Origin of the sequence: Ochrobactrum sp. EDr1-4 (genome assembly GCF_049199085.1) — a bacterium.
In the GTDB taxonomy this organism is placed as follows: Bacteria; Pseudomonadota; Alphaproteobacteria; order Rhizobiales; family Rhizobiaceae; genus Brucella.
The window spans coordinates 602,161-619,743 of record NZ_JBLZOF010000001.1 but is presented as its reverse complement, the minus strand read 5'-3'; the positions used below and the strand labels follow the sequence as shown (position 1 = coordinate 619,743).

The window sequence follows — 17,583 nt, the reverse complement described above, 5'->3', positions numbered from 1 at the left end:
TCTGGCAGTTGGCAGGAAGCCCCTCATGCAGATCGTCCATACAATTGAAGACTTGCGACAAGCACTTGGTGCGGCTCGCAAGAGCGGCAAATCCATCGGCCTCGTGCCGACCATGGGTTATCTCCACAAAGGGCATCTGGAGCTTGTACGCCGCTCGCGCGCGGAAAACGATGTCACCGTCGTTTCGATCTTCGTCAATCCGCTGCAATTTGGTGCCAACGAAGACCTCGACAAATATCCGCGTGATCTTGAGCGCGATGCAAACCTCTTGCGCAACGCGAATGTCGATTTCCTGTTTGCCCCTGCGGTGTCGGATATGTACCCGCGCCCGATGCAAACCGTTGTCGATGTGCCAGCGCTCGGCAATCAGATGGAAGGCGAGGCTCGCCCCGGCCATTTTGCAGGTGTTGCAACGGTTGTGAGCAAGCTTTTCAATATCGTCGGTTCAGACGCTGCTTACTTCGGTGAGAAGGACTTCCAGCAGCTCGTCATCATCCGCCGCATGGTCGAAGATATGGCGATCCCTGTGCGCGTGGTGGGTGTCGAAACTGTGCGCGACGATGACAATCTTGCCTGTTCATCCCGCAATGTTTATCTGACGCCTGAACAACGTGTTGCTGCTATCATCGTGCCAAAGGCGCTTGATGAGGCAGAGCGGCTTTATCGCTCTGGCATAGACGACCCGGAAGCGCTTGAAGCCGCCATCCGTGCTTTCATAGAAGCAGAGCCGCTTGCCAGCCCGGAGGTGGTTGTACTCCGCGATCCTGACACATTGGAGCGTTTGACGTCGGTGCAGGGCAGACCGGTTCTGGTTGCACTTTTCGTGCGATTTGGCTCAACGCGTCTTCTCGATAATCGCGTCATAGAATTATCTGCGCAGGAAAAGGCCGCCTGAAATGAGTGCGACTGTTAACAAAAAGCGCCTTTCGCCTAGGGCTATTCAGGCGATGAAGGGCGAACGCCCGGTTGTCAGCCTCACGGCTTACACCACGCCGATTGCCCGATTGCTTGATCCGCATTGCGATTTGCTTCTGGTGGGCGACTCCGTTGGAATGGTGCTTTACGGTATGGATTCCACACTTGGTGTCACGCTCGACATGATGATCGCGCATGGAAAAGCGGTCATGCGTGGCGTTGACCATGCCTGTGTGACTGTCGATTTGCCTTTTGGCACTTATCAGGAATCCAAAGAACAGGCGTTCCGCAGCGCTGCCCGTATCATGCAGGAAACCGGCTGCGATGGTGTCAAGCTTGAGGGCGGAGAGGAAATGGCCGAGACGGTCGAATTTCTCGTCAAACGTGGCATCCCGGTGTTTGGCCATGTTGGGCTGATGCCGCAGCAGGTCAATACAGTTGGTGGCTTTCGCTCACTCGGACGCGACGATGCTGAAGCCAATCGCATCCGTCAAGATGCACAGGCTATTGCCGATGCGGGTGCGTTTGCGCTGGTGATTGAAGGCACTGTCGAGCCACTTGCCCGCGAGATCACGCAAAATCTGGCGATCCCGACAATTGGCATTGGCGCGTCACCCGCTTGTGACGGGCAGATTCTGGTTTCAGACGATATGCTGGGTCTGTTTCAGGATTTTACGCCGCGTTTCGTCAAGCGCTTTACAGAGCTTGCACCGCAGATTTCCGATGCGGCTGAAGCCTATGCGCAAGAGGTGCGCGCCCGTACGTTTCCGGGGCCGGAACACGTGTTTGGTGTGAAGAAGTAGCGCGCTTACGACCTGACAGCTTTCAAAAATAGATCCTGCACGCCGCGAACCATTTCATCGCGGTCAGTGATGTTGGAGCGGATGATGAAATCATCAACCGCACCATGCAGCGCATGAAATAGAAGCGTGGCCAGAAGCCGCGTGTTTTCTATTGACCAGGCGTTTGCATCGTTACCATCACTCAGTAGCTGATCAAGCCGCACGATTGCTGGATTTTCCTGCATGACATGGCGCATTGGCGGATGAAAATCATGAAAAACTAGATCGTGCAGACGATAATTGTCGAGATAGGTCGCAATGCCGGTGCCTGCCCAGACTGTAAGGCGACCGTTCCAGTCATTGGCTGGAACGGTGCTCAACTCGCTGTCGAGCCGTTCGCAATAAAAGGCAATAAAGCGCTCGCGTAAGGCGACAAGAATGTCGTCTTTGCTGCGGAAGTGCAGATAAAAGGTGCCCTTGGCAACGTCAGCTTTGCGCACGATTTCATCGACGCTTGTGGCCACAAACCCTTTTTCAAGAAAGATCGTTTCAGCCGCCGACATAAGCTCGCTGCGACGAATTTCCGCCGGTTTTGTGCGGGGCTTTGTCTTAGTGGCTGCTGGCAAATCATTCACTCCCGTTTTCAGGCTGCTTCCAGTTTTGCGCGGATTGCGGCCTTGTCAAAAGCAAGCTGATTGGGTCGAACAACCCGTTCATCCAGCCAGTGCAGGGCGGCGTCGACATTCGAGAATGTGCCTGCGGGCACGCGAAACAGCTTTTCCGCATCCATGCGGCTTGCTTCCTCATACACGGATTCAGGTACAATGCTAATCATGCCCATGACCTGATTGCGGATACGCTCTGCATTTTGCTGAAACCATTGCTTGATCTCGCGCGCTCCGCCGTATGGCTGCTGAAGCGCATCTTCATCAAGAAAGCGCCTTATCGCAATGAAAGGCTTTCCTTCATCAAGCCATGCATTCCAGCTTTCACAGAATGCGCGCAGCTCTTCGATTGTCGAAGGGCCTTTGGCGAGCGTGACGACATAAGGCCACTGTTCGGTATTGTGAAACATGAATTCTCGCTCTCGCTGCGGCCAAAATTGTTGGCTGACCGGCATGCAAGGGTCTCGCTTGCATGTTTTGAGCCAGTTCAATCCGGTCGCAAGCACCGATGTCTCGTGGTTATGAGGCTTAGAGCGCGTTTCGATCTGATTGCATGAGATCGACACTCTAAGTTTTGCAGTAACGCGCAGCTTTTCCGAAAACCGCTTCTTGCTTTTCGTGATGCGCTCGAAAACCTGAAAGGCCAGCACGCACACATTAGCCGGCCTCCCAGATCATTATATTAACTGACTGATAGTCAGTCATTTATAATTTGCATGGATATATGAATAAAGCAATCATGTTTTTGTTGAAATTTGTGTGATCTGCGAATGGTGGTAATCGTTTCATAATGCGGGTTAAGCGCAGTTGCCGTTACATAACTGCAATATAGCATCGCTATTTTGCGCCGATTCTCCCAAGACCTTCGTCGAGCATTAGAAATCGGACAGTATTAATGATTGAGAATAAGCCCTTGGAAATCGAACGAAAGTTTCTGGTGGCGACATTGCCTCCGCTGGAGCAGCTTGAGGCGGTGAAAATACAGCAAGGTTATTTTACCCGTGCTGAAGACTCTGTTGAAATTCGATTACGCAGTAAAGGGACCGATCATTTTCTCACCCTCAAATCAAAGGGTTTGATTGAGCGTCTAGAATATGAAGTTGCGATCAGCGAGGCGCAGTTTCAGGCGCTCTGGCCTGCAACCGCTACGCGACGCTTTGAAAAGACGCGCTATGTCGGGGACCTTCCTGAAGGTCAGACTTTTGAACTCGACGTTTTTGCGGGTGATCTTGCATCGCTTTTGCTGGTTGAGGTGGAGTTTTCATCGATGGAAGCCGCACGACAATTTCAACCACCTGAATGGTTTGGCGCTGATGTGACGGAAGATGCCTCCTTTAAAGGCCGATCGCTTGCGATGCGCAATGAAGATCAGGGAGAGGTGTGATGAAAACGATTATGCTTGATGTGGACGGTGTTTTGATTTCAGGGCGTCCTTCGGATGGAAAGCACTGGACTACATCGTTAGAAGCGGATCTCGGCATTTTGCCTGCTGATTTAAAGCTGCATTTTTTTGCAAAATACTGACCTGCGATCCAGTTGGGAAATGCCGAACTCATGCCATCTCTCGATGATGCCCTGAAAAACATCAACTCCGATGTGAGTGCCGAGCAGCTTGCAGATTATTGGTTTACCCATGACAGCCATATCGATCAATCGGTGTTACAGGCATGTCAAAAGCTGCGTGCCGATGGACACGTAGTTTGGCTTGCCACCAATCAGGATCATGAGCGCGCGGCCTACATCATGTCGGATCTTGGCCTTGCGGCTCATGTGGACGGGATGATTTATTCCGCAGCTTTAGGTGTGAAAAAGCCCGACCCTGCTTTTTTCAAAACTGCCGAAAAACGTGCAGGTGCTGATGCGGCTGATATCATTTTTATCGACGACACGATGCTGAATGTGGAAGCTGCGCGAGATTGCGGATGGCAGGCATTGCATTGGAACAACGATCATCGTGGTGATCCTAGTTCCCAAGGATTGTTGGACTTGGTCCGCCAGTGCCGAGTTTGAGGCGCATTTTCATTTCAAGGTGGTTATCATTATCAGGCTGCGACGCGATTAATCCCGCTTCTTCAGCTTTTTGCCAAAGAAAGCCGCGATTTCCGCGTTGATCCGCTCGTGAAGCGTGGTTCTCACAACACCCGGATTATCAATGCAGAATCCGGCAACGAGTTTTGTAAGGTCTTCGGAGCAGGGCGCGAGGAAGGTGAAGTGCCCGGCCTTCTTGATTATCTTCAACTCTGCATTGGGGAGTTCAGGCGCCAGCGCCATGGCATTGTCCTCAGGCGATAACTCGCTATCCTGATCACCCACATAGATGAGTGTGGGTGCTGTAACTGATTTGAGCGTTTCAGGCGGAAAGACAACGCTTAACGGTGCCATCAGGACATAAGCGCTGATGCGCGGATCGGCTTGTGGTATGAGGTCTGCGCGGTCGATCCTGATCTTGCCCTCTGCTTCGCAGATGCTGTTATCGCCGATGCGTTTTGCGCAGTAATCCTCAAAGCGCGAAAGCTCTGGCTTTGCCCCTGCAAGGATCAGCCCGGTCGTGCCACCCGCCGAAAAACCTACAAAGCTGATACGGTTCTTGTCGATATGCGGAGCAAGTACTGCATCGTTCAGCGCTGTGGAGAGTGCTGCTGAAATCTGCATCGGTCGGCCATAGGTGGAGCTTATAGCGCCCAACCGGCTGGTATCGGCAAAGTTATCGCCTGCATGGGTCAGGCTGACCACGACATAGCCATCGCGGGCAAGAGATGCGCCGAGATCGTGATGCCCCCACATGCTGCCCATCGTGCCATGCGACAGCAGGATCAGCGGAAACTGCCCCTCTGCCATCATTGCATTGGGCGATGCTGCCACCTGATAGGGGCCGATTTTTGTGACTTTTGCCTCGTCTGTGCTTGGGTAGAAAACCACAGCATCCATCGGTTGATGATCAACCGGGTCGATCACTTGCAGCTTCCTGACGCCGCTGCTGGTGAAGCTTTCTGCGCTCGCTATGGGCGCGAGGCAAACAAGAGCAATGATCAGGGCGAACAGTCTCAACAGCATTTCAAAGCGATCCCGAACAAGGCAAGGTGCAAAAGTAACAAAGGGAGGCATGAGCCTCCCTTTCATCGTCGTATAGATCAGCTCTTACTTTTCGACGAAAGCCTTTTCGATCACGAAGTGACCGGCTTCGCTCTGGCTGCCTTCTTCAAGGCCAAGTCCTTCAAGAATGACGCGCATGTCGGCAAGCATTTCTGGACTACCACAAAGCATCATCCGGTCGTCCTGTTCGGAGAATTTCGGCAGGCCGAGATCTTCAAAAATCTTGCCTGAGCTGATCAGATCGGTGAGGCGACCCTTGTTGCGGAACTCTTCACGCGTCACGGTCGGATAATAAATGAGCTTCTCGCGCACCATCTCGCCCAAGAATTCGTCTTCTGGCAGTTCTTTGGTGATGAGATCGGCATAAGCCAGCTCGTTCACTTCGCGCACGCCATGCACGAGGATGATTTTCTTGTAACGCTCATAGGCTTCAAGATCGCGGATGATCGACAGGAATGGCGCAAGGCCGGTGCCGGTCGAAAGCAGCCACAGATTGTCGCCCGGAATGAGATTGTCATAAAGCAGCGTGCCAACCGGCTTTTTGCCAACGATCAGCTTGTCACCTTCTTTCAGGTGCTGCAAGCGCGAGGTCAGCGGACCATCCTGCACTTTAATCGAGAAAAATTCGAGCTGTTCGTCATAGACACTGGAAGCAATCGAATAAGCGCGCAGCAGCGGTTTGCCGTTCACTTCAAGGCCGATCATGATGAACTGGCCGCTCTGGAAGCGCAGGCCCTGATCGCGTGTGGTGCGGAAGGAAAACAACCTGTCGGTCCAGTGGTGAACGTCAAGAACGGTTTCCTGATAAAAATTGCTGCTCATGTCGGAACTGTCTCTGTTTCGCTTTTCACGGTGTCCGCTCAAAACAAGCGAACTTCATTTATCGCAATCATGGGGGATCGCGTCTGGCTGCCTTCAGGGTGGCTTCCGCGGAGGTCGTGATTTGCCGGTATGCTGCACCATGCCCGGCCGACGATTACGGAAGTTGGAATAATGCTTCTGTGTCCCGACATCAAGAGTTAATCAGGTATATGCGTCGCGCAATTAAATCGAATCCAAACGCAGTCTCAAGAAACCACGTTCTAATCAAGCGAGCTTCCGAAGCATGTTGTGCTCAGGAAGCTCGATTTGCCTTTCAACGCGAACTGCGCACCAGTGCGATAGCCGCAAAGAGTGCGACGCCCGACATCACGGCAAAACCGCTAAACAGCCAGAGCGCTGCATTGGCGGTGCCTGCAACCCCGCCGGGATTGCTCAGCCCTGCGAGATTGGCCACCATGCCAGCGAGTGCTGCACCCATAGCCGTGGTGAACAGTTGAACCGTTGTCAGCGATGCCGAAGCCAAATTCTGATCTGCTGCATCAGCGCGTTTGAAAATGCGTGTCAGCAGATGCGGCCATGTCATGCCAACGCCAAAGCCGATGACAATCATCGCAAGACAGATCGGCAGCAGACTTGTCCAATTGCCTTCACTGCCCGGAGGCACGAGGATAGCAAGTGTTATCATGCCAATAACGCCCATAATGGGTGCCGCAAGGATAACCCGGTTCACGCTTTTACCTGTCACGCCCGATGAGCCGATGGAGCCAAGCGTCCAGCTTCCGCCCATCAGCGCTGCAAGATAGCCAGCAATTAGCGGTGACTGGTTATGCAGAACTTGAAAGAACAGCGGCACGAACACTTCCGAACTGGTGACGGAACCGCCCAGAAAGCCCATGGTGAGATAAAGCGCACCAAGGCGGCTCAGGCTGAATGTTCCCTTCGGCAAAATGCGTTTTGTGGAGCGATGTTCGACAAAAACAAGCAGCATCAGCACCGCAAATGCGATGACAACACCTGCAACATTCCAAAACGCGCTCGGCGAAATGCTGGCAGCCGAAATAATCAGTACCGCCATGGTCAGCAAAATCAGCTGCGGCCATGCAAGACGGTCTTTGTTTTCAGCATTGCTGATCTGCTTTGGCAAAACGACCATCGCCATTACTGCGAAGATAGCAATCACTGGCACCAGCGACCAGAAGGCTGCGCGCCATTGGCCAAGCTCAGCAAAAATGCCGCCAACAGCAGGGCCAACCAGCGTTGCCACACCCCACATGCCTGAAACAAGTGCAATGGCACGCGGCCAGAGCCTTTCGCTAAAGACAATGCGGATCATTGCATAAGACAGCGCCAGCAACATGCCACCGCCAAGCCCCTGCACAACGCGACCGCCAAGCATGGCAGGCATGGACGGTGCAAAGCCGCATGCAAGTGTGCCAATAGCGAAGATAATTGCCGCCACCAGATAGGCATTGCGCGGTGCAGCTTGTGACAGAAGTTTCGGCACAAGCGCCGAGCCAAGAATAGACGCGGTCACGAACAGCGCCGTGTTCCATGCATAATAATCCATGCCGCCAATGTCGGCGACTACGGTTGGCAATATGGTTGTGGCGATAAAAACATTGATGGCGTGGAGTGCTACGCCGCCTACGAGCGTCAGCGAACTTATCGCATTCTTGCCCGCAAACAATTCTCCCCAGCCTGCGGTAGCCCCTGCTGTTACAGTGGCGGCTGGATTTTCGGTCTGCATTTCTTTCCCTGGTCCTATCCCGCATTTCAGAGACGGGTTGATGCCCGTTGTCCGCACGCGTTTGTGCGTCTTATAAAATGCTTTTTTGATCTTCGGAATGGGGGAGAAAGTAAAACAGCATGAATAAAAATCAAAAGGGGTTCAATTTTAAATGAAAAGCCCTATATCAAGCCCAGAAATATCCAGTCCGCCGCTGCTCTTGAGAAATTTTTCTCAAAATGTCTGTGGCGGATTTGTGTTTCTGTCACAAGCTTCATATAAGCCTCTTAATTAGTAGCCTTATATAGCTGCATAACGTGCCGGCCAGATAACTGGACAGGCCATATCCCCTCGCTGACGACCCGGAACGACTATGATCCAGACGCCATATTATTTGATCGACAAGACCAAGCTTAAAAGCAACATGGAAAAAGTTGCCTATGTGCGTGAGAAATCCGGCGCAAAAGCTCTGCTGGCGCTGAAATGCTTTGCCACATGGTCGGTGTTTGATCTGATGAGCGAATATATGGACGGTACCACCTCGTCCTCGCTTAACGAAGTGCGTCTTGGCCATGAGCGTTTTGGTGGCGAAACACACGCCTATAGCGTGGCCTATGCTGATCACGAGATCGACGAAGTTGTCAGCCATGCCGACAAGATCATTTTCAATTCGATCAGTCAGTTTGAGCGCTTCGCCGATAAAGCAGCACACATCAAGCGCGGTCTGCGTCTTAATCCAGGCATTTCGTCTTCAACCTTCGATCTCGCTGATCCTGCGCGTCCGTTCAGCCGGCTTGGCGAATGGGATGTCGCGAAGGTTGAAAAGGTTATGGACCGCGTCACCGGCTTCATGATCCATAACAATTGCGAAAATTCTGATTTCGGTCTTTTCGACACGATGCTGACCGATATTGAAGAAAAGTTCGGCTCGCTGTTGCATCGCGTTGAATGGGTCAGCCTTGGCGGCGGTATCCATTTCACGGGCGACGATTATCCGGTCGATGATTTCTGCGCGCGCCTGAAGGCGTTTTCGGAAAAGTTCGGCGTGCAGGTCTATCTGGAGCCGGGCGAAGCTTCGATCACCAAGACCACGACGCTGGAAGTGACGGTTCTCGACACACTTTATAACGGCAAGAACCTTGCCGTGGTCGATAGCTCGATTGAAGCGCATATGCTTGATCTGCTGATCTATCGTGAAAAAGCGAAGATGGTGCCGAACAATGGCGAGCACAGCTATATGATCTGCGGCAAATCCTGCCTAGCGGGTGATATTTTCGGCGAATTCAATTTCGACAAGCCGCTGGCTATTGGCGATCGCCTCTCATTTGAAGATGCTGCCGGTTATACGATGGTCAAAAAGAACTGGTTTAATGGCGTGAAAATGCCAGCCATTGCCGTGCGTGAACTCGACGGCACGGTGAAGATTGTCCGCGAATTTGATTATGCGGATTTTGAAGGGTCTCTCTCCTGAGACCTGTGACGGCTTAAAAATCGCACGAACTCAACACGTTCCATAAGGCAGGAGAGCCGGGGACAGTAAACAGATGGCGGGAAACCGCTGGAAGAGGAAGCATCGACAGAAAATGAAGAAGAACGTTCTCATTATCGGCGCCGGGGGCGTGGCACAGGTTGTTGCACATAAATGTGCACAAAACTCTGACATTTTGGGCGATATCCATATTGCGTCCCGCACGGTTGAGAAATGCCGCAACATTATCGATAGCGTGCATGAAAAGAAGAGCCTCAAGACTGAGGTGAAGCTGGAAGCGCATGCGCTGAATGCTCTGGATATTGAAGCCACCAAGGCTCTGATCCAGAAAATCGGCGTTCAGATCGTCATCAATGTCGGATCGTCCTTCCTTAATATGTCGGTTCTTCGCGCCTGTATTGATACAGGCGTGGCCTATCTGGATACTGCGATCCATGAAGATCCGAAGAAGATTTGCGAAACCCCACCGTGGTATGGCAACTACGAATGGAAGAACCTGAAGGAATGCGAAGAGAAGGGCATCACCGCCATTCTGGGCATCGGGTTTGATCCGGGCGTGGTCAATGCCTATGCGCGTCTGGCTGCCGACGACTATCTCGATGAGGTTAAGTCCATCGACATCGTTGACATCAATGCTGGTTCGCATGGCCGCTGGTTCTCGACCAACTTCGATCCTGAAATCAACTTCCGCGAATTTACCGGCACGGTTTATTCATGGCAGGGTGGTCAGTGGCAGTCGAACAAGATGTTTGAAGTCGGCCAGACTTTCGACCTGCCTGTCGTTGGCCCAAGCAAGGCCTATATGACCGGCCATGATGAAGTGCATTCGCTCTCAAAGAACTACCCAAACGCTGATGTGCGTTTCTGGATGGGCTTTGGCGATCACTATATCAACGTCTTTACCGTGCTGAACAATCTGGGCCTTCTGTCCGAACAGCCGGTTAAGACCGCTGAAGGTCTGGAAGTCATCCCGCTTAAGGTTGTCAAGGCTGTGCTGCCTGATCCATCCTCGCTGGCACCGGACTACACCGGCAAGACCTGCATTGGCGATTTCGTCAAGGGCTTGAAGGACGGCAAAGAGAAGGAAGTCTTCATCTATAACGTCGCCGACCATAAGGACGCCTATAACGAAGTTGGTTCGCAGGGCATTTCCTACACTGCAGGTGTACCGCCTGTTGCAGCCGCAATCCTGATCGCTTCGGGCGAATGGGACGTGAAGAAGATGGTCAATGTGGAAGAGCTTAATCCAAAGCCATTCCTGCATATTCTGAACCAAATCGGCCTGCCATCGCGTATTAAAGATGAAGATGGCGACCGCGCACTCGACTTCGCGTAAGCCTCGTCTAAATGACTGAAGAAAACCCCGCTTTGGCGGGGTTTTTGTTTGTGTATTAAGCGGCGGGTGTTCAGCCCGTCAGCGAATAAATATCAGTCGCCTCGAGGCCATGTGTCAGAGAGCCGATAACCGCCTGGAAACGGATCGCTTGGATCAAGCATAAGCTGCGAAGTCCCCGTCACCCATGCGCGACCGGAAATGATCGGGCTGATGGCGGGTTTGCCAGCAAGCTCCAGAGCCTTATCAAGCCGACAATGGAATTGCGTACCAAGTACGGACTTTCCAATAAACCGCTCGCCAACTTTCATCTGGCCCTTTGCGTGTAACACTGCCATGCGTGCAGAGCAGCCAGTGCCGGTTGGTGAGCGATCAAGTTTTGCGGGGCGAATGGCAACGGTATTCACACCTGTCAGCACATCGCCATCGCGTGTCACTGGCTCAGTGATCTGGCAGAATGAAATGTGGTTCCAGTCTTTCTCAGGATGCCGGAAACCCAATTGCTCATTGGCGGCTTTGGTGATTTTCACGCCGATTTCGGCCAGTTCACGCGCCTGTTCCGGCTCGATTTTCATGCCGATATGCGCCGCATCGACAATGACAAAACTGTCTCCGCCATAGGCGGTATCGACTGTTATGGTGCCAAGCCCTTCAACTTCCAGTGCGGCATCCAGACGGTCAGCGAAGGATGGCACGTTGCGCACGCTGATGCGCTCCGCCTTACCGTTGCGACATTCAGCTTCCACCTCAATGATTCCGCCGGGCGCTTCCAATACCATGCGTGTGATGGGCTCCTGCATGGGGATGATGCCGCTGTCGAGTAAAACGGTAGAAACGCAGATCGAATTGGAGCCCGACATGGGCGGCGTATCGGCAGGTTCCATTATAATAAAGCCCATTTGAGCGCGTGGGTCTTTGGGTGGAACCAGAAGATTGATATGGCGAAACACGCCGCCGCGCGGTTCGTTCAGCACGAAATTGCGCAAAGTCTCGTCGCTTGCAATGAAGCGCGACTGTTCCCAAACGCTATCACCGGGAGGAGGAGCAACGCCACCGACAATAACGTCGCCAACCTCACCCTCTGCATGGCAGCCAACGATGTGAATGACTTTCGTGCTTCGCATGGTTTTTCTCCCAACTTGGTATTTTCACTATTGGTGAGCAAAGGAGCTTAACGGTCAACAGAAATGCACCCGCGAAACCACAATTCTGCAACGTAAATGGAATTGATTTTCGTGCATGTCAGCAGGTGAGAATTTACTTCCCAAGATGTGTTGCTTCTTTATGCAAGTCTGCTATCCATTGTGCTCCAATTTTGTGCAAATCGATGTGCAACCCGCCTGGCTCCGGATCAATTTCTGGAACATACACAACGTTCCCAAAAGAAATTGAGCAAACCGAAAAGTGGGAGCGTAGTCGCTTTTGAAGCGATGAACGCTCTTAGCCGGCATGGGGCAGTCGATGATCGTATCACGATGCTAAATTCCTCAGATTGACATGGTCTCTGACGTCATGGCGCGTGTTTCAGCTATGGATTGTCCGGCGGATTGACGGCCACGGATAGTTCGGGGAGTGACGAGTGACCAATACAGTTGATGCGGGCTTTCGCGAGCCACATGTGAATAGCGTTCGGCGCTGGGCCCGGGAAATGGCCACGTCGCTTAAACTCGGCTGGCCGTTGATTTTCACTAATCTTTCGCAGGCGGCACTCACCGCGACTGACGTTATCTTCATTGGTCGTCTCGGTAAGGACACGCTTGCGTCGGCGCTGTTGGCGACCAGTTTCTATCATACGCTGATGATCTTCTCGATGGGGCTGGTCTCGGCTGTTATGCCAATGATTGCCATCGCACTCGGTAAGAACCGCCATTCGGTGCGCGATGTTCGCCGCACCGTGCGCCAAGGCATGTGGTCGGCGATTATCATTTCAATCCCGATCTGGATCGTGCTGTGGCATTGCGAGGAAATATTCATCTTCCTCGGCCAGCAGCCGGATATTGCGGCGCGTTCCACCGATTTTATGCACACGTTGCAATGGGCGCTGTTGCCCTATCTTTTCTATATTGTGCTGCGGTCGTTCTTTGCTGCGATGGAAAAGCCGATGTGGACGCTGCTGATTGCTGCTGCTGCCATTGGCTTTAATGCGCTTGCTGGTTGGACCCTGATTTTCGGGCACTTCGGCTTTCCGCGTATGGAGCTGCATGGCGCGGGTATAGCCACGACGCTGTCGAGCATCATGATGTTTCTCGGCATGGCATTTATCACGATGCGCCATCGCCGTTTCCGCCGCTATCGTTTGTTCGGTCGCTTCTGGCGCGCTGACTGGCCACGTCTGGTCGAGCTTTGGCGCATTGGTTTCCCAATGGCGCTGACCTTCGTATTTGAAACGTCGATCTTCTACGCTGCCGTCATTATGATGGGCTATATCGGGCCGACTGCCATGGCAGCGCACGCCGTTGCCATACAGGTGGCGTCGCTCAGCTTCATGGTGCCGCTTGGCTTCGGGCAAGTGGCAACGGTGCGCGTCGGTCGTGCTTACGGGCGCGGGGATGCGCAGGCTGTCGCCTATGCAGGATGGAGCGCCTATGCACTGGGCGTAGGGTTCATGGCAATCATGGGTCTGCTGATGATTTTGATCCCGCGCTTGTTCATCGGCGTGTTCCTCAATCTCAAAGATCCGGAAAACTTTGCGGTTATTGAGCTTGCTGTCACGTTCCTTGCACTTGCGGCACTTTTCCAGATCGTTGACGGCGCACAAGCGGTTGCCGCTGGCATGCTGCGCGGCCTGCGAGATACGCGCATTCCGATGTATCTTGCATTGATTGGCTATTGGGGCGTTGGCTTGCCGCTAGGCGCTTTGCTGGCATTCCAGTTCAAACTCGGTGGCGCTGGTGTCTGGCTTGGCCTTGCGGCGGGGCTTGCAATCGTATCCGTGCTGATGACGATGCGCTGGCGGCGGTCGCTCTTGCGCATTAGCAATATTTCGGCAGCCGTATAATCAAAAGCCGCGCGCTGAAAAGCGAGCGGCTTACTTTTCGACCGGAAAATTGCTTACTTTGTCAGTGTAACGATGCGGTCAAGTGCAGAGCCAAAGCCCTTCAGCGAAACCTTAAATGCAACCGGCTGGCTGGGGCTGAGCGCTGTCGTGGTCACATTGAGATTGGCGCCTGCCTTCAGGGCCGCAACCTGTTTCGCATCAAAGCTCACTGGCGCCAGACATCCTTGGGGCAGACAAGTTGAGAAGGTCAGATTTGGGCCCGCGGCTTCATCAATCTTGAGTGCTGCACCGTTTGCGAGATCAAGACCGAATGGCATCAGAAGTACGCCTTCTACCTTGCCACCATCCACATTGCGCAGTTCTGCGGTCAGAACGCGCTGGCCGGTTTGAGAGCTATTCTGATCCTGACGGACTGCGCAGAGAGTTTTATCTTTCTGTGATTGGCAAGAAACGGTCCAATCCTCATAAGTTTCCTGCAATGTGCTTGCTCCACCCGGAAGTGGGGCAGCAAAAGCTGACAGACCCGAAATGGTTGTGAATGCAACTGCAAGGCCGATGGAGCGATATTTTGTCATAAATGCAATCTCTATCTAAATTGGTGATGTGTAATGCCGATCAATCAGTTTACAAATCTCAAACAACTATTGATCACAAAATAAGAGCCTATTCAACAGGCAATATATTATTGTTATTTAAGCAAATTCAGGTGGTCTAAAAAAATAAATAGCTAATATTTTAAGTATTAATTTCTATGAATTGACTGTTAATCCGAGTGATGTAAGCAGTTTGATGTTGAACTTGCGCTCATAGCTGAATTGCGGTTCAATCTGGGAGACATAAGACTGAACCGCATTCATTCTTTTCGGCTTTACCGGTTTTCTATCGCGACAACTTCATGTGGCGATTGACATCCTTGTAGAGCAGATAGCGGAATTGTCCGGGTCCACCGGCATAGCAAGCCTGCGGACAGAAGGCGCGCAGCCACATGAAGTCGCCTGCCTCTACTTCCACCCAGTCCTGATTGAGCCGATAAACCGCTTTTCCTTCAAGAACATAAAGCCCGTGTTCCATCACATGGGTTTCGGCGAACGGAATGACGCCGCCCGGCTCGAATGTCACCACGGTCACATGCATGTCGTGGCGCAGATCGTTCGGATCGACAAAGCGCGTCGTGGCCCATGCGCCATTGGTGTCGGGCATAGGTGTTGGTGCGATGTTCTTTTCATTCAAGAAAAGCGGCTCCGGCACATCAAGGCCATCGACATACTCGTAAGCCTTGCGCACCCAATGGAAGCGCGCGACAGCACCTGAATTGTTGCGAAGCGTCCAGCCGCTTTTGGGCGGCAGATAGGCATAGCCGCCTTCGGTAAGCACATGATCCTGGCCGGCAAGCGTGACGGTCACTTCGCCTTCGACAACAAACAACACACCCTGTGCGCCATCATCAAGCTCTGCACGATCACTGCCGCCGCCGGGCTGCACTTCCATAATATATTGTGAGAAAGTCTCGGCAAAACCCGATAACGGGCGCGCAATAATCCAAAGCCGCGTCTTGTCCCAGAAGGGCAGAAAGCTTGTGACGATATCGCTGAATGTGCCTTTCGGAATGACCGCATAGGCTTCGGTGAACATCGCGCGATCGGTCAGAATTTGCGTCTGTGGCGGCAGGCCACCGGTCGGGGCGTAATAATTACGGCTCATGGTCTTATCCTAGTAAAGTGTCTCAGGAAGAATATCTTTCAGCCGCAGCAGCGCGATGCGCTCGACCTGTTCGGATGCGGTTTCCAGCTCTGCTTGCTTGCTGTTTTCGACGCGCCGTTTGAACGCGCTCAGAATTTCTTGGGCGTTGCGGCCCTTGACCGCGATGATAAATGGAAAGCCGAATTTTTGCGTGTAAGTGTCGTTAAGTTCAGTAAACGTCTTGCGCTCATCGTCCGTCAAAGCATCAAGACCCGCCCCTGCCTGCTCAGAGGTCGATTCCGGTGTCAGACGCTTCGCCGCTGCAAGCTTGCCTGCAAGATCAGGATGGGCGCGCAGCACACCGAGCTTTTCATCATCCGATGCAGCGCGGAAAGCACGCACCAGAACCGTGTGAAGACCGGAAGCCGAGTCTGCCAGTTCCGTCAGGCCCATGTCATGGGCGCGCTCGGCAATCCATGGCGAATGCTCGAAAATCCCGCCATAGCGCGCAACGAAATCTGCCTTGCTGGCTTTCGATGGCACCACATTGACTGCCTTTGGCTTGTGATGTTCATGCCAGTGCCGCGCAATATCGACGCGTTTGGCAACCCAGACCTTGTCATGCGTCTGCACATAATCGAGGAACCGCTCAAGTGCTGCCACACGGCCCGGACGCCCGACCAGACGGCAATGCAGGCCAATTGACATCATTTTCGGCGCACCTTCCGCACCTTCGCGGTAAAGCACATCAAATGTGTCTTTGAGATAGCTGTAGAACTGATCGCCGGAGTTAAAACCCTGTGGCGTTGCGAAGCGCATATCATTGGTGTCGAGCGTATAAGGCACGATCAAATGCGGGCCCTTTGGCCCCTTCACCCAATAAGGCAATTCATCGGCATAGGAATCGGCTGAATAGAGAAAGCCGCCTTCCTCCATCACCAGATTAAGCGTGTTATCCGACGGCTTGCCCTGATAAATGCCAAGCGGACGCGAGCCGGTTATTTCTGTATGCAGGCGCACCGCTTCGCGAATATGTTCGCGTTCAACCTCTTCGGGAACGTCCTTATATTCCCACCAGCGCAGGCCGTGGCTGGCGATTTCCCAGTCCGCTTCCTTCATGGCTGAAACAGCTTCGGGATTGCGTTCCATGGCAAGGGTCACGCCATAAACGGTGACGGGCATGTTGCGTCGCGTAAAAGCGCGCCACAAACGCCAGAAGCCGGATCGGGCGCCATATTCGTAGATGGATTCCATATTGAGGTTGCGCTGGCCGTTCCATGCCTGCGCGCCGACGATTTCGGAAAGCAGGTTTTCGGATGCCGGATCGCCATCGAGAATGCAGCTTTCACCACCTTCTTCATAATTGACGACGAACTGCACGGCGATGTTGGCATCGCCCGGCCATTGTGGGTCTGGTGTGTTGCGGCCATAGCCAACCAGATTGCGCGGATAACTCATATGGTCTTCCCTCGATTATTCATGGTTTTTTCTTATGATAATAAAGATTTACGCAGACTATTCCCCCTCAAAATTTTGAAAGACATCCAACGATTATCATCTTTCCCAAGACAGAGCTTCGGTGAATACTCACAATCGGGAACAAGTGTGGTTCGCAAAGGCTTGAATGTCGTGCGAAATAAACCACATAAAAACAATAGCTTGCAATGGTTGCGACGGTAGATAGGTCGAATCGCGCAAGCGGCAGGAGTACAAATGGGTCACGAAACGAGCGGTCAGGGCCGGTTAACGACGCATGTCCTCGATACGGTGAGTGGCAAGCCAGCGGCAAATCTGCGCATCGAATTGCGCCGCATTGAGAATCAGCAAGCCGAAACTTTGCGCGAAATCCGCACCAATGCAGATGGTCGCTGTGATGCACCGCTGCTTGCCGACGATACACTGCATCAAGGTTCTTACGAGCTGCTTTTTCACGTTGGCGAATATTTCGGCAAAAGCGCTGACACCATTCCGTTTCTGGATGTGGTGCCATTGCGCTTTGGCATTTCCGACGAAAAGGCGCATTATCATGTGCCGTTGCTGGTTTCGCCGTTTTCCTATTCAACCTATCGCGGGAGTTAAG

The 17,583-nt window shown here is 52.8% G+C and carries 18 protein-coding genes; 9 read left to right on the top strand and 9 right to left on the bottom strand.

Going from position 1 to position 17,583, the window contains the following annotated elements; translation table 11 throughout:
- Positions 1 to 25 precede the first annotated feature (25 nt).
- Together panC and panB are read left to right on the top strand one after the other, a co-directional pair.
- On the top strand, positions 26 to 895 hold the full coding sequence (gene panC / locus ACOZHT_RS03165) for a pantoate--beta-alanine ligase (RefSeq protein ID WP_339513604.1): 870 nt from the start codon (positions 26 to 28) through the stop codon (positions 893 to 895).
- A gap of 1 nt (position 896) precedes the next feature.
- The gene (gene panB, locus ACOZHT_RS03160) at positions 897 to 1,718 is read left to right on the top strand and encodes a 3-methyl-2-oxobutanoate hydroxymethyltransferase (protein ID WP_339513601.1); all 822 of its coding nucleotides are present in this window, start codon (positions 897 to 899) and stop codon (positions 1,716 to 1,718) included.
- Between the two features lie 5 nt (positions 1,719 to 1,723).
- On the opposite strand, the gene ACOZHT_RS03155 is transcribed toward panB, so the two are convergent.
- Together ACOZHT_RS03155 and ACOZHT_RS03150 are read right to left on the bottom strand one after the other, a co-directional pair.
- Positions 1,724 to 2,332, bottom strand: a complete 609-nt coding sequence (locus ACOZHT_RS03155) for a TetR/AcrR family transcriptional regulator (RefSeq protein WP_339513599.1) — start codon at positions 2,330 to 2,332, stop codon at positions 1,724 to 1,726.
- 8 nt (positions 2,333 to 2,340) lie between these two features.
- Positions 2,341 to 2,772, bottom strand: a complete 432-nt coding sequence (locus ACOZHT_RS03150; RefSeq protein WP_339513597.1) for a hypothetical protein — start codon at positions 2,770 to 2,772, stop codon at positions 2,341 to 2,343.
- A 485-nt stretch (positions 2,773 to 3,257) separates the two neighbouring features.
- Here ACOZHT_RS03150 and ACOZHT_RS03145 point away from each other — a divergent pair, with 485 nt between their 5' ends.
- The 3 genes from ACOZHT_RS03145 to ACOZHT_RS03135 are packed head-to-tail and all read left to right on the top strand — an operon-like array spanning position 3,258 to position 4,372.
- Positions 3,258 to 3,746 (top strand): CYTH domain-containing protein, encoded by a 489-nt coding sequence (locus ACOZHT_RS03145; protein WP_339513595.1) that lies wholly within the window; start codon positions 3,258 to 3,260, stop codon positions 3,744 to 3,746.
- Positions 3,746 to 3,886 (top strand): hypothetical protein, encoded by a 141-nt coding sequence (locus tag ACOZHT_RS03140; RefSeq protein WP_421565319.1) that lies wholly within the window; start codon positions 3,746 to 3,748, stop codon positions 3,884 to 3,886. Before ACOZHT_RS03145 ends, ACOZHT_RS03140 begins: the two co-directional genes overlap by 1 nt.
- Before the next feature lie 12 nt (positions 3,887 to 3,898).
- The gene (locus ACOZHT_RS03135; protein WP_421565318.1) at positions 3,899 to 4,372 is read left to right on the top strand and encodes an HAD family hydrolase; all 474 of its coding nucleotides are present in this window, start codon (positions 3,899 to 3,901) and stop codon (positions 4,370 to 4,372) included.
- Between the two features lie 48 nt (positions 4,373 to 4,420).
- Here the strand turns inward: ACOZHT_RS03135 and ACOZHT_RS03130 are convergent, their stop codons facing one another.
- The 3 genes from ACOZHT_RS03130 to ACOZHT_RS03120 all read right to left on the bottom strand — a co-directional run bounded on the left by ACOZHT_RS03130 (position 4,421) and on the right by ACOZHT_RS03120 (position 8,024).
- Positions 4,421 to 5,467: an alpha/beta hydrolase family protein gene (locus ACOZHT_RS03130; RefSeq protein WP_339513592.1), complete on the bottom strand. Its 1,047-nt coding sequence runs from the start codon at positions 5,465 to 5,467 to the stop codon at positions 4,421 to 4,423.
- Between the two features lie 33 nt (positions 5,468 to 5,500).
- On the bottom strand, positions 5,501 to 6,277 hold the full coding sequence (locus ACOZHT_RS03125) for a ferredoxin--NADP reductase (RefSeq protein ID WP_007873545.1): 777 nt from the start codon (positions 6,275 to 6,277) through the stop codon (positions 5,501 to 5,503).
- Between the two features lie 313 nt (positions 6,278 to 6,590).
- On the bottom strand, positions 6,591 to 8,024 hold the full coding sequence (locus ACOZHT_RS03120) for an MFS transporter (protein ID WP_339513589.1): 1,434 nt from the start codon (positions 8,022 to 8,024) through the stop codon (positions 6,591 to 6,593).
- A 352-nt stretch (positions 8,025 to 8,376) separates the two neighbouring features.
- On the opposite strand from ACOZHT_RS03120, the gene nspC reads away from it, so the two are divergent.
- The gene (gene nspC, locus ACOZHT_RS03115; protein ID WP_339513587.1) at positions 8,377 to 9,474 is read left to right on the top strand and encodes a carboxynorspermidine decarboxylase; all 1,098 of its coding nucleotides are present in this window, start codon (positions 8,377 to 8,379) and stop codon (positions 9,472 to 9,474) included.
- Positions 9,475 to 9,586: 112 nt separating this feature from the next.
- Positions 9,587 to 10,828, top strand: coding sequence for a saccharopine dehydrogenase family protein (locus ACOZHT_RS03110; RefSeq protein WP_339513585.1), 1,242 nt, complete (start codon positions 9,587 to 9,589; stop codon positions 10,826 to 10,828).
- 92 nt (positions 10,829 to 10,920) lie between these two features.
- Here the strand turns inward: ACOZHT_RS03110 and ACOZHT_RS03105 are convergent, their stop codons facing one another.
- Complete coding sequence (locus tag ACOZHT_RS03105; RefSeq protein ID WP_421565317.1) at positions 10,921 to 11,949, bottom strand: trans-3-hydroxy-L-proline dehydratase; 1,029 nt, start codon at positions 11,947 to 11,949, stop codon at positions 10,921 to 10,923.
- A gap of 455 nt (positions 11,950 to 12,404) precedes the next feature.
- On the opposite strand from ACOZHT_RS03105, the gene ACOZHT_RS03100 reads away from it, so the two are divergent.
- A complete protein-coding gene (locus ACOZHT_RS03100) occupies positions 12,405 to 13,823 on the top strand; it encodes an MATE family efflux transporter (protein ID WP_339513581.1) in 1,419 nt (472 codons plus the stop codon).
- A gap of 53 nt (positions 13,824 to 13,876) precedes the next feature.
- Here ACOZHT_RS03100 and ACOZHT_RS03095 read toward each other — a convergent pair whose 3' ends face one another.
- The 3 genes from ACOZHT_RS03095 to puuE all read right to left on the bottom strand — a co-directional run bounded on the left by ACOZHT_RS03095 (position 13,877) and on the right by puuE (position 16,961).
- Complete coding sequence (locus ACOZHT_RS03095; RefSeq protein WP_339513579.1) at positions 13,877 to 14,398, bottom strand: invasion associated locus B family protein; 522 nt, start codon at positions 14,396 to 14,398, stop codon at positions 13,877 to 13,879.
- A 304-nt stretch (positions 14,399 to 14,702) separates the two neighbouring features.
- On the bottom strand, positions 14,703 to 15,524 hold the full coding sequence (locus tag ACOZHT_RS03090; RefSeq protein ID WP_339513577.1) for a bifunctional allantoicase/(S)-ureidoglycine aminohydrolase: 822 nt from the start codon (positions 15,522 to 15,524) through the stop codon (positions 14,703 to 14,705).
- Positions 15,525 to 15,533: 9 nt separating this feature from the next.
- Positions 15,534 to 16,961, bottom strand: a complete 1,428-nt coding sequence (puuE, locus tag ACOZHT_RS03085; protein WP_339513576.1) for an allantoinase PuuE — start codon at positions 16,959 to 16,961, stop codon at positions 15,534 to 15,536.
- Between the two features lie 255 nt (positions 16,962 to 17,216).
- Here puuE and uraH point away from each other — a divergent pair, with 255 nt between their 5' ends.
- Positions 17,217 to 17,582: a hydroxyisourate hydrolase gene (gene uraH, locus ACOZHT_RS03080; protein ID WP_339513574.1), complete on the top strand. Its 366-nt coding sequence runs from the start codon at positions 17,217 to 17,219 to the stop codon at positions 17,580 to 17,582.
- The last annotated feature ends 1 nt before the right edge of the window (position 17,583 follow it).

What these genes read in the sequence shown, in the direction of transcription:
- panC (WP_339513604.1), top strand. Translation starts at nt 26, where the DNA reads ATGCAGATCGTCCATACAATTGAAGACTTGCGACAAGCACTTGGTGCG.
- panB (WP_339513601.1), top strand. Translation starts at nt 897, where the DNA reads ATGAGTGCGACTGTTAACAAAAAGCGCCTTTCGCCTAGGGCTATTCAG.
- ACOZHT_RS03150 (WP_339513597.1), bottom strand. Translation starts at nt 2,772, where the DNA reads ATGTTTCACAATACCGAACAGTGGCCTTATGTCGTCACGCTCGCCAAA.
- ACOZHT_RS03145 (WP_339513595.1), top strand. Translation starts at nt 3,258, where the DNA reads ATGATTGAGAATAAGCCCTTGGAAATCGAACGAAAGTTTCTGGTGGCG.
- ACOZHT_RS03140 (WP_421565319.1), top strand. Translation starts at nt 3,746, where the DNA reads ATGAAAACGATTATGCTTGATGTGGACGGTGTTTTGATTTCAGGGCGT.
- ACOZHT_RS03130 (WP_339513592.1), bottom strand. Translation starts at nt 5,467, where the DNA reads ATGCCTCCCTTTGTTACTTTTGCACCTTGCCTTGTTCGGGATCGCTTT.
- ACOZHT_RS03125 (WP_007873545.1), bottom strand. Translation starts at nt 6,277, where the DNA reads ATGAGCAGCAATTTTTATCAGGAAACCGTTCTTGACGTTCACCACTGG.
- ACOZHT_RS03120 (WP_339513589.1), bottom strand. Translation starts at nt 8,024, where the DNA reads ATGCAGACCGAAAATCCAGCCGCCACTGTAACAGCAGGGGCTACCGCA.
- nspC (WP_339513587.1), top strand. Translation starts at nt 8,377, where the DNA reads ATGATCCAGACGCCATATTATTTGATCGACAAGACCAAGCTTAAAAGC.
- ACOZHT_RS03110 (WP_339513585.1), top strand. Translation starts at nt 9,587, where the DNA reads ATGAAGAAGAACGTTCTCATTATCGGCGCCGGGGGCGTGGCACAGGTT.
- ACOZHT_RS03105 (WP_421565317.1), bottom strand. Translation starts at nt 11,949, where the DNA reads ATGCGAAGCACGAAAGTCATTCACATCGTTGGCTGCCATGCAGAGGGT.
- ACOZHT_RS03095 (WP_339513579.1), bottom strand. Translation starts at nt 14,398, where the DNA reads ATGACAAAATATCGCTCCATCGGCCTTGCAGTTGCATTCACAACCATT.
- ACOZHT_RS03090 (WP_339513577.1), bottom strand. Translation starts at nt 15,524, where the DNA reads ATGAGCCGTAATTATTACGCCCCGACCGGTGGCCTGCCGCCACAGACG.
- puuE (WP_339513576.1), bottom strand. Translation starts at nt 16,961, where the DNA reads ATGAGTTATCCGCGCAATCTGGTTGGCTATGGCCGCAACACACCAGAC.
- uraH (WP_339513574.1), top strand. Translation starts at nt 17,217, where the DNA reads ATGGGTCACGAAACGAGCGGTCAGGGCCGGTTAACGACGCATGTCCTC.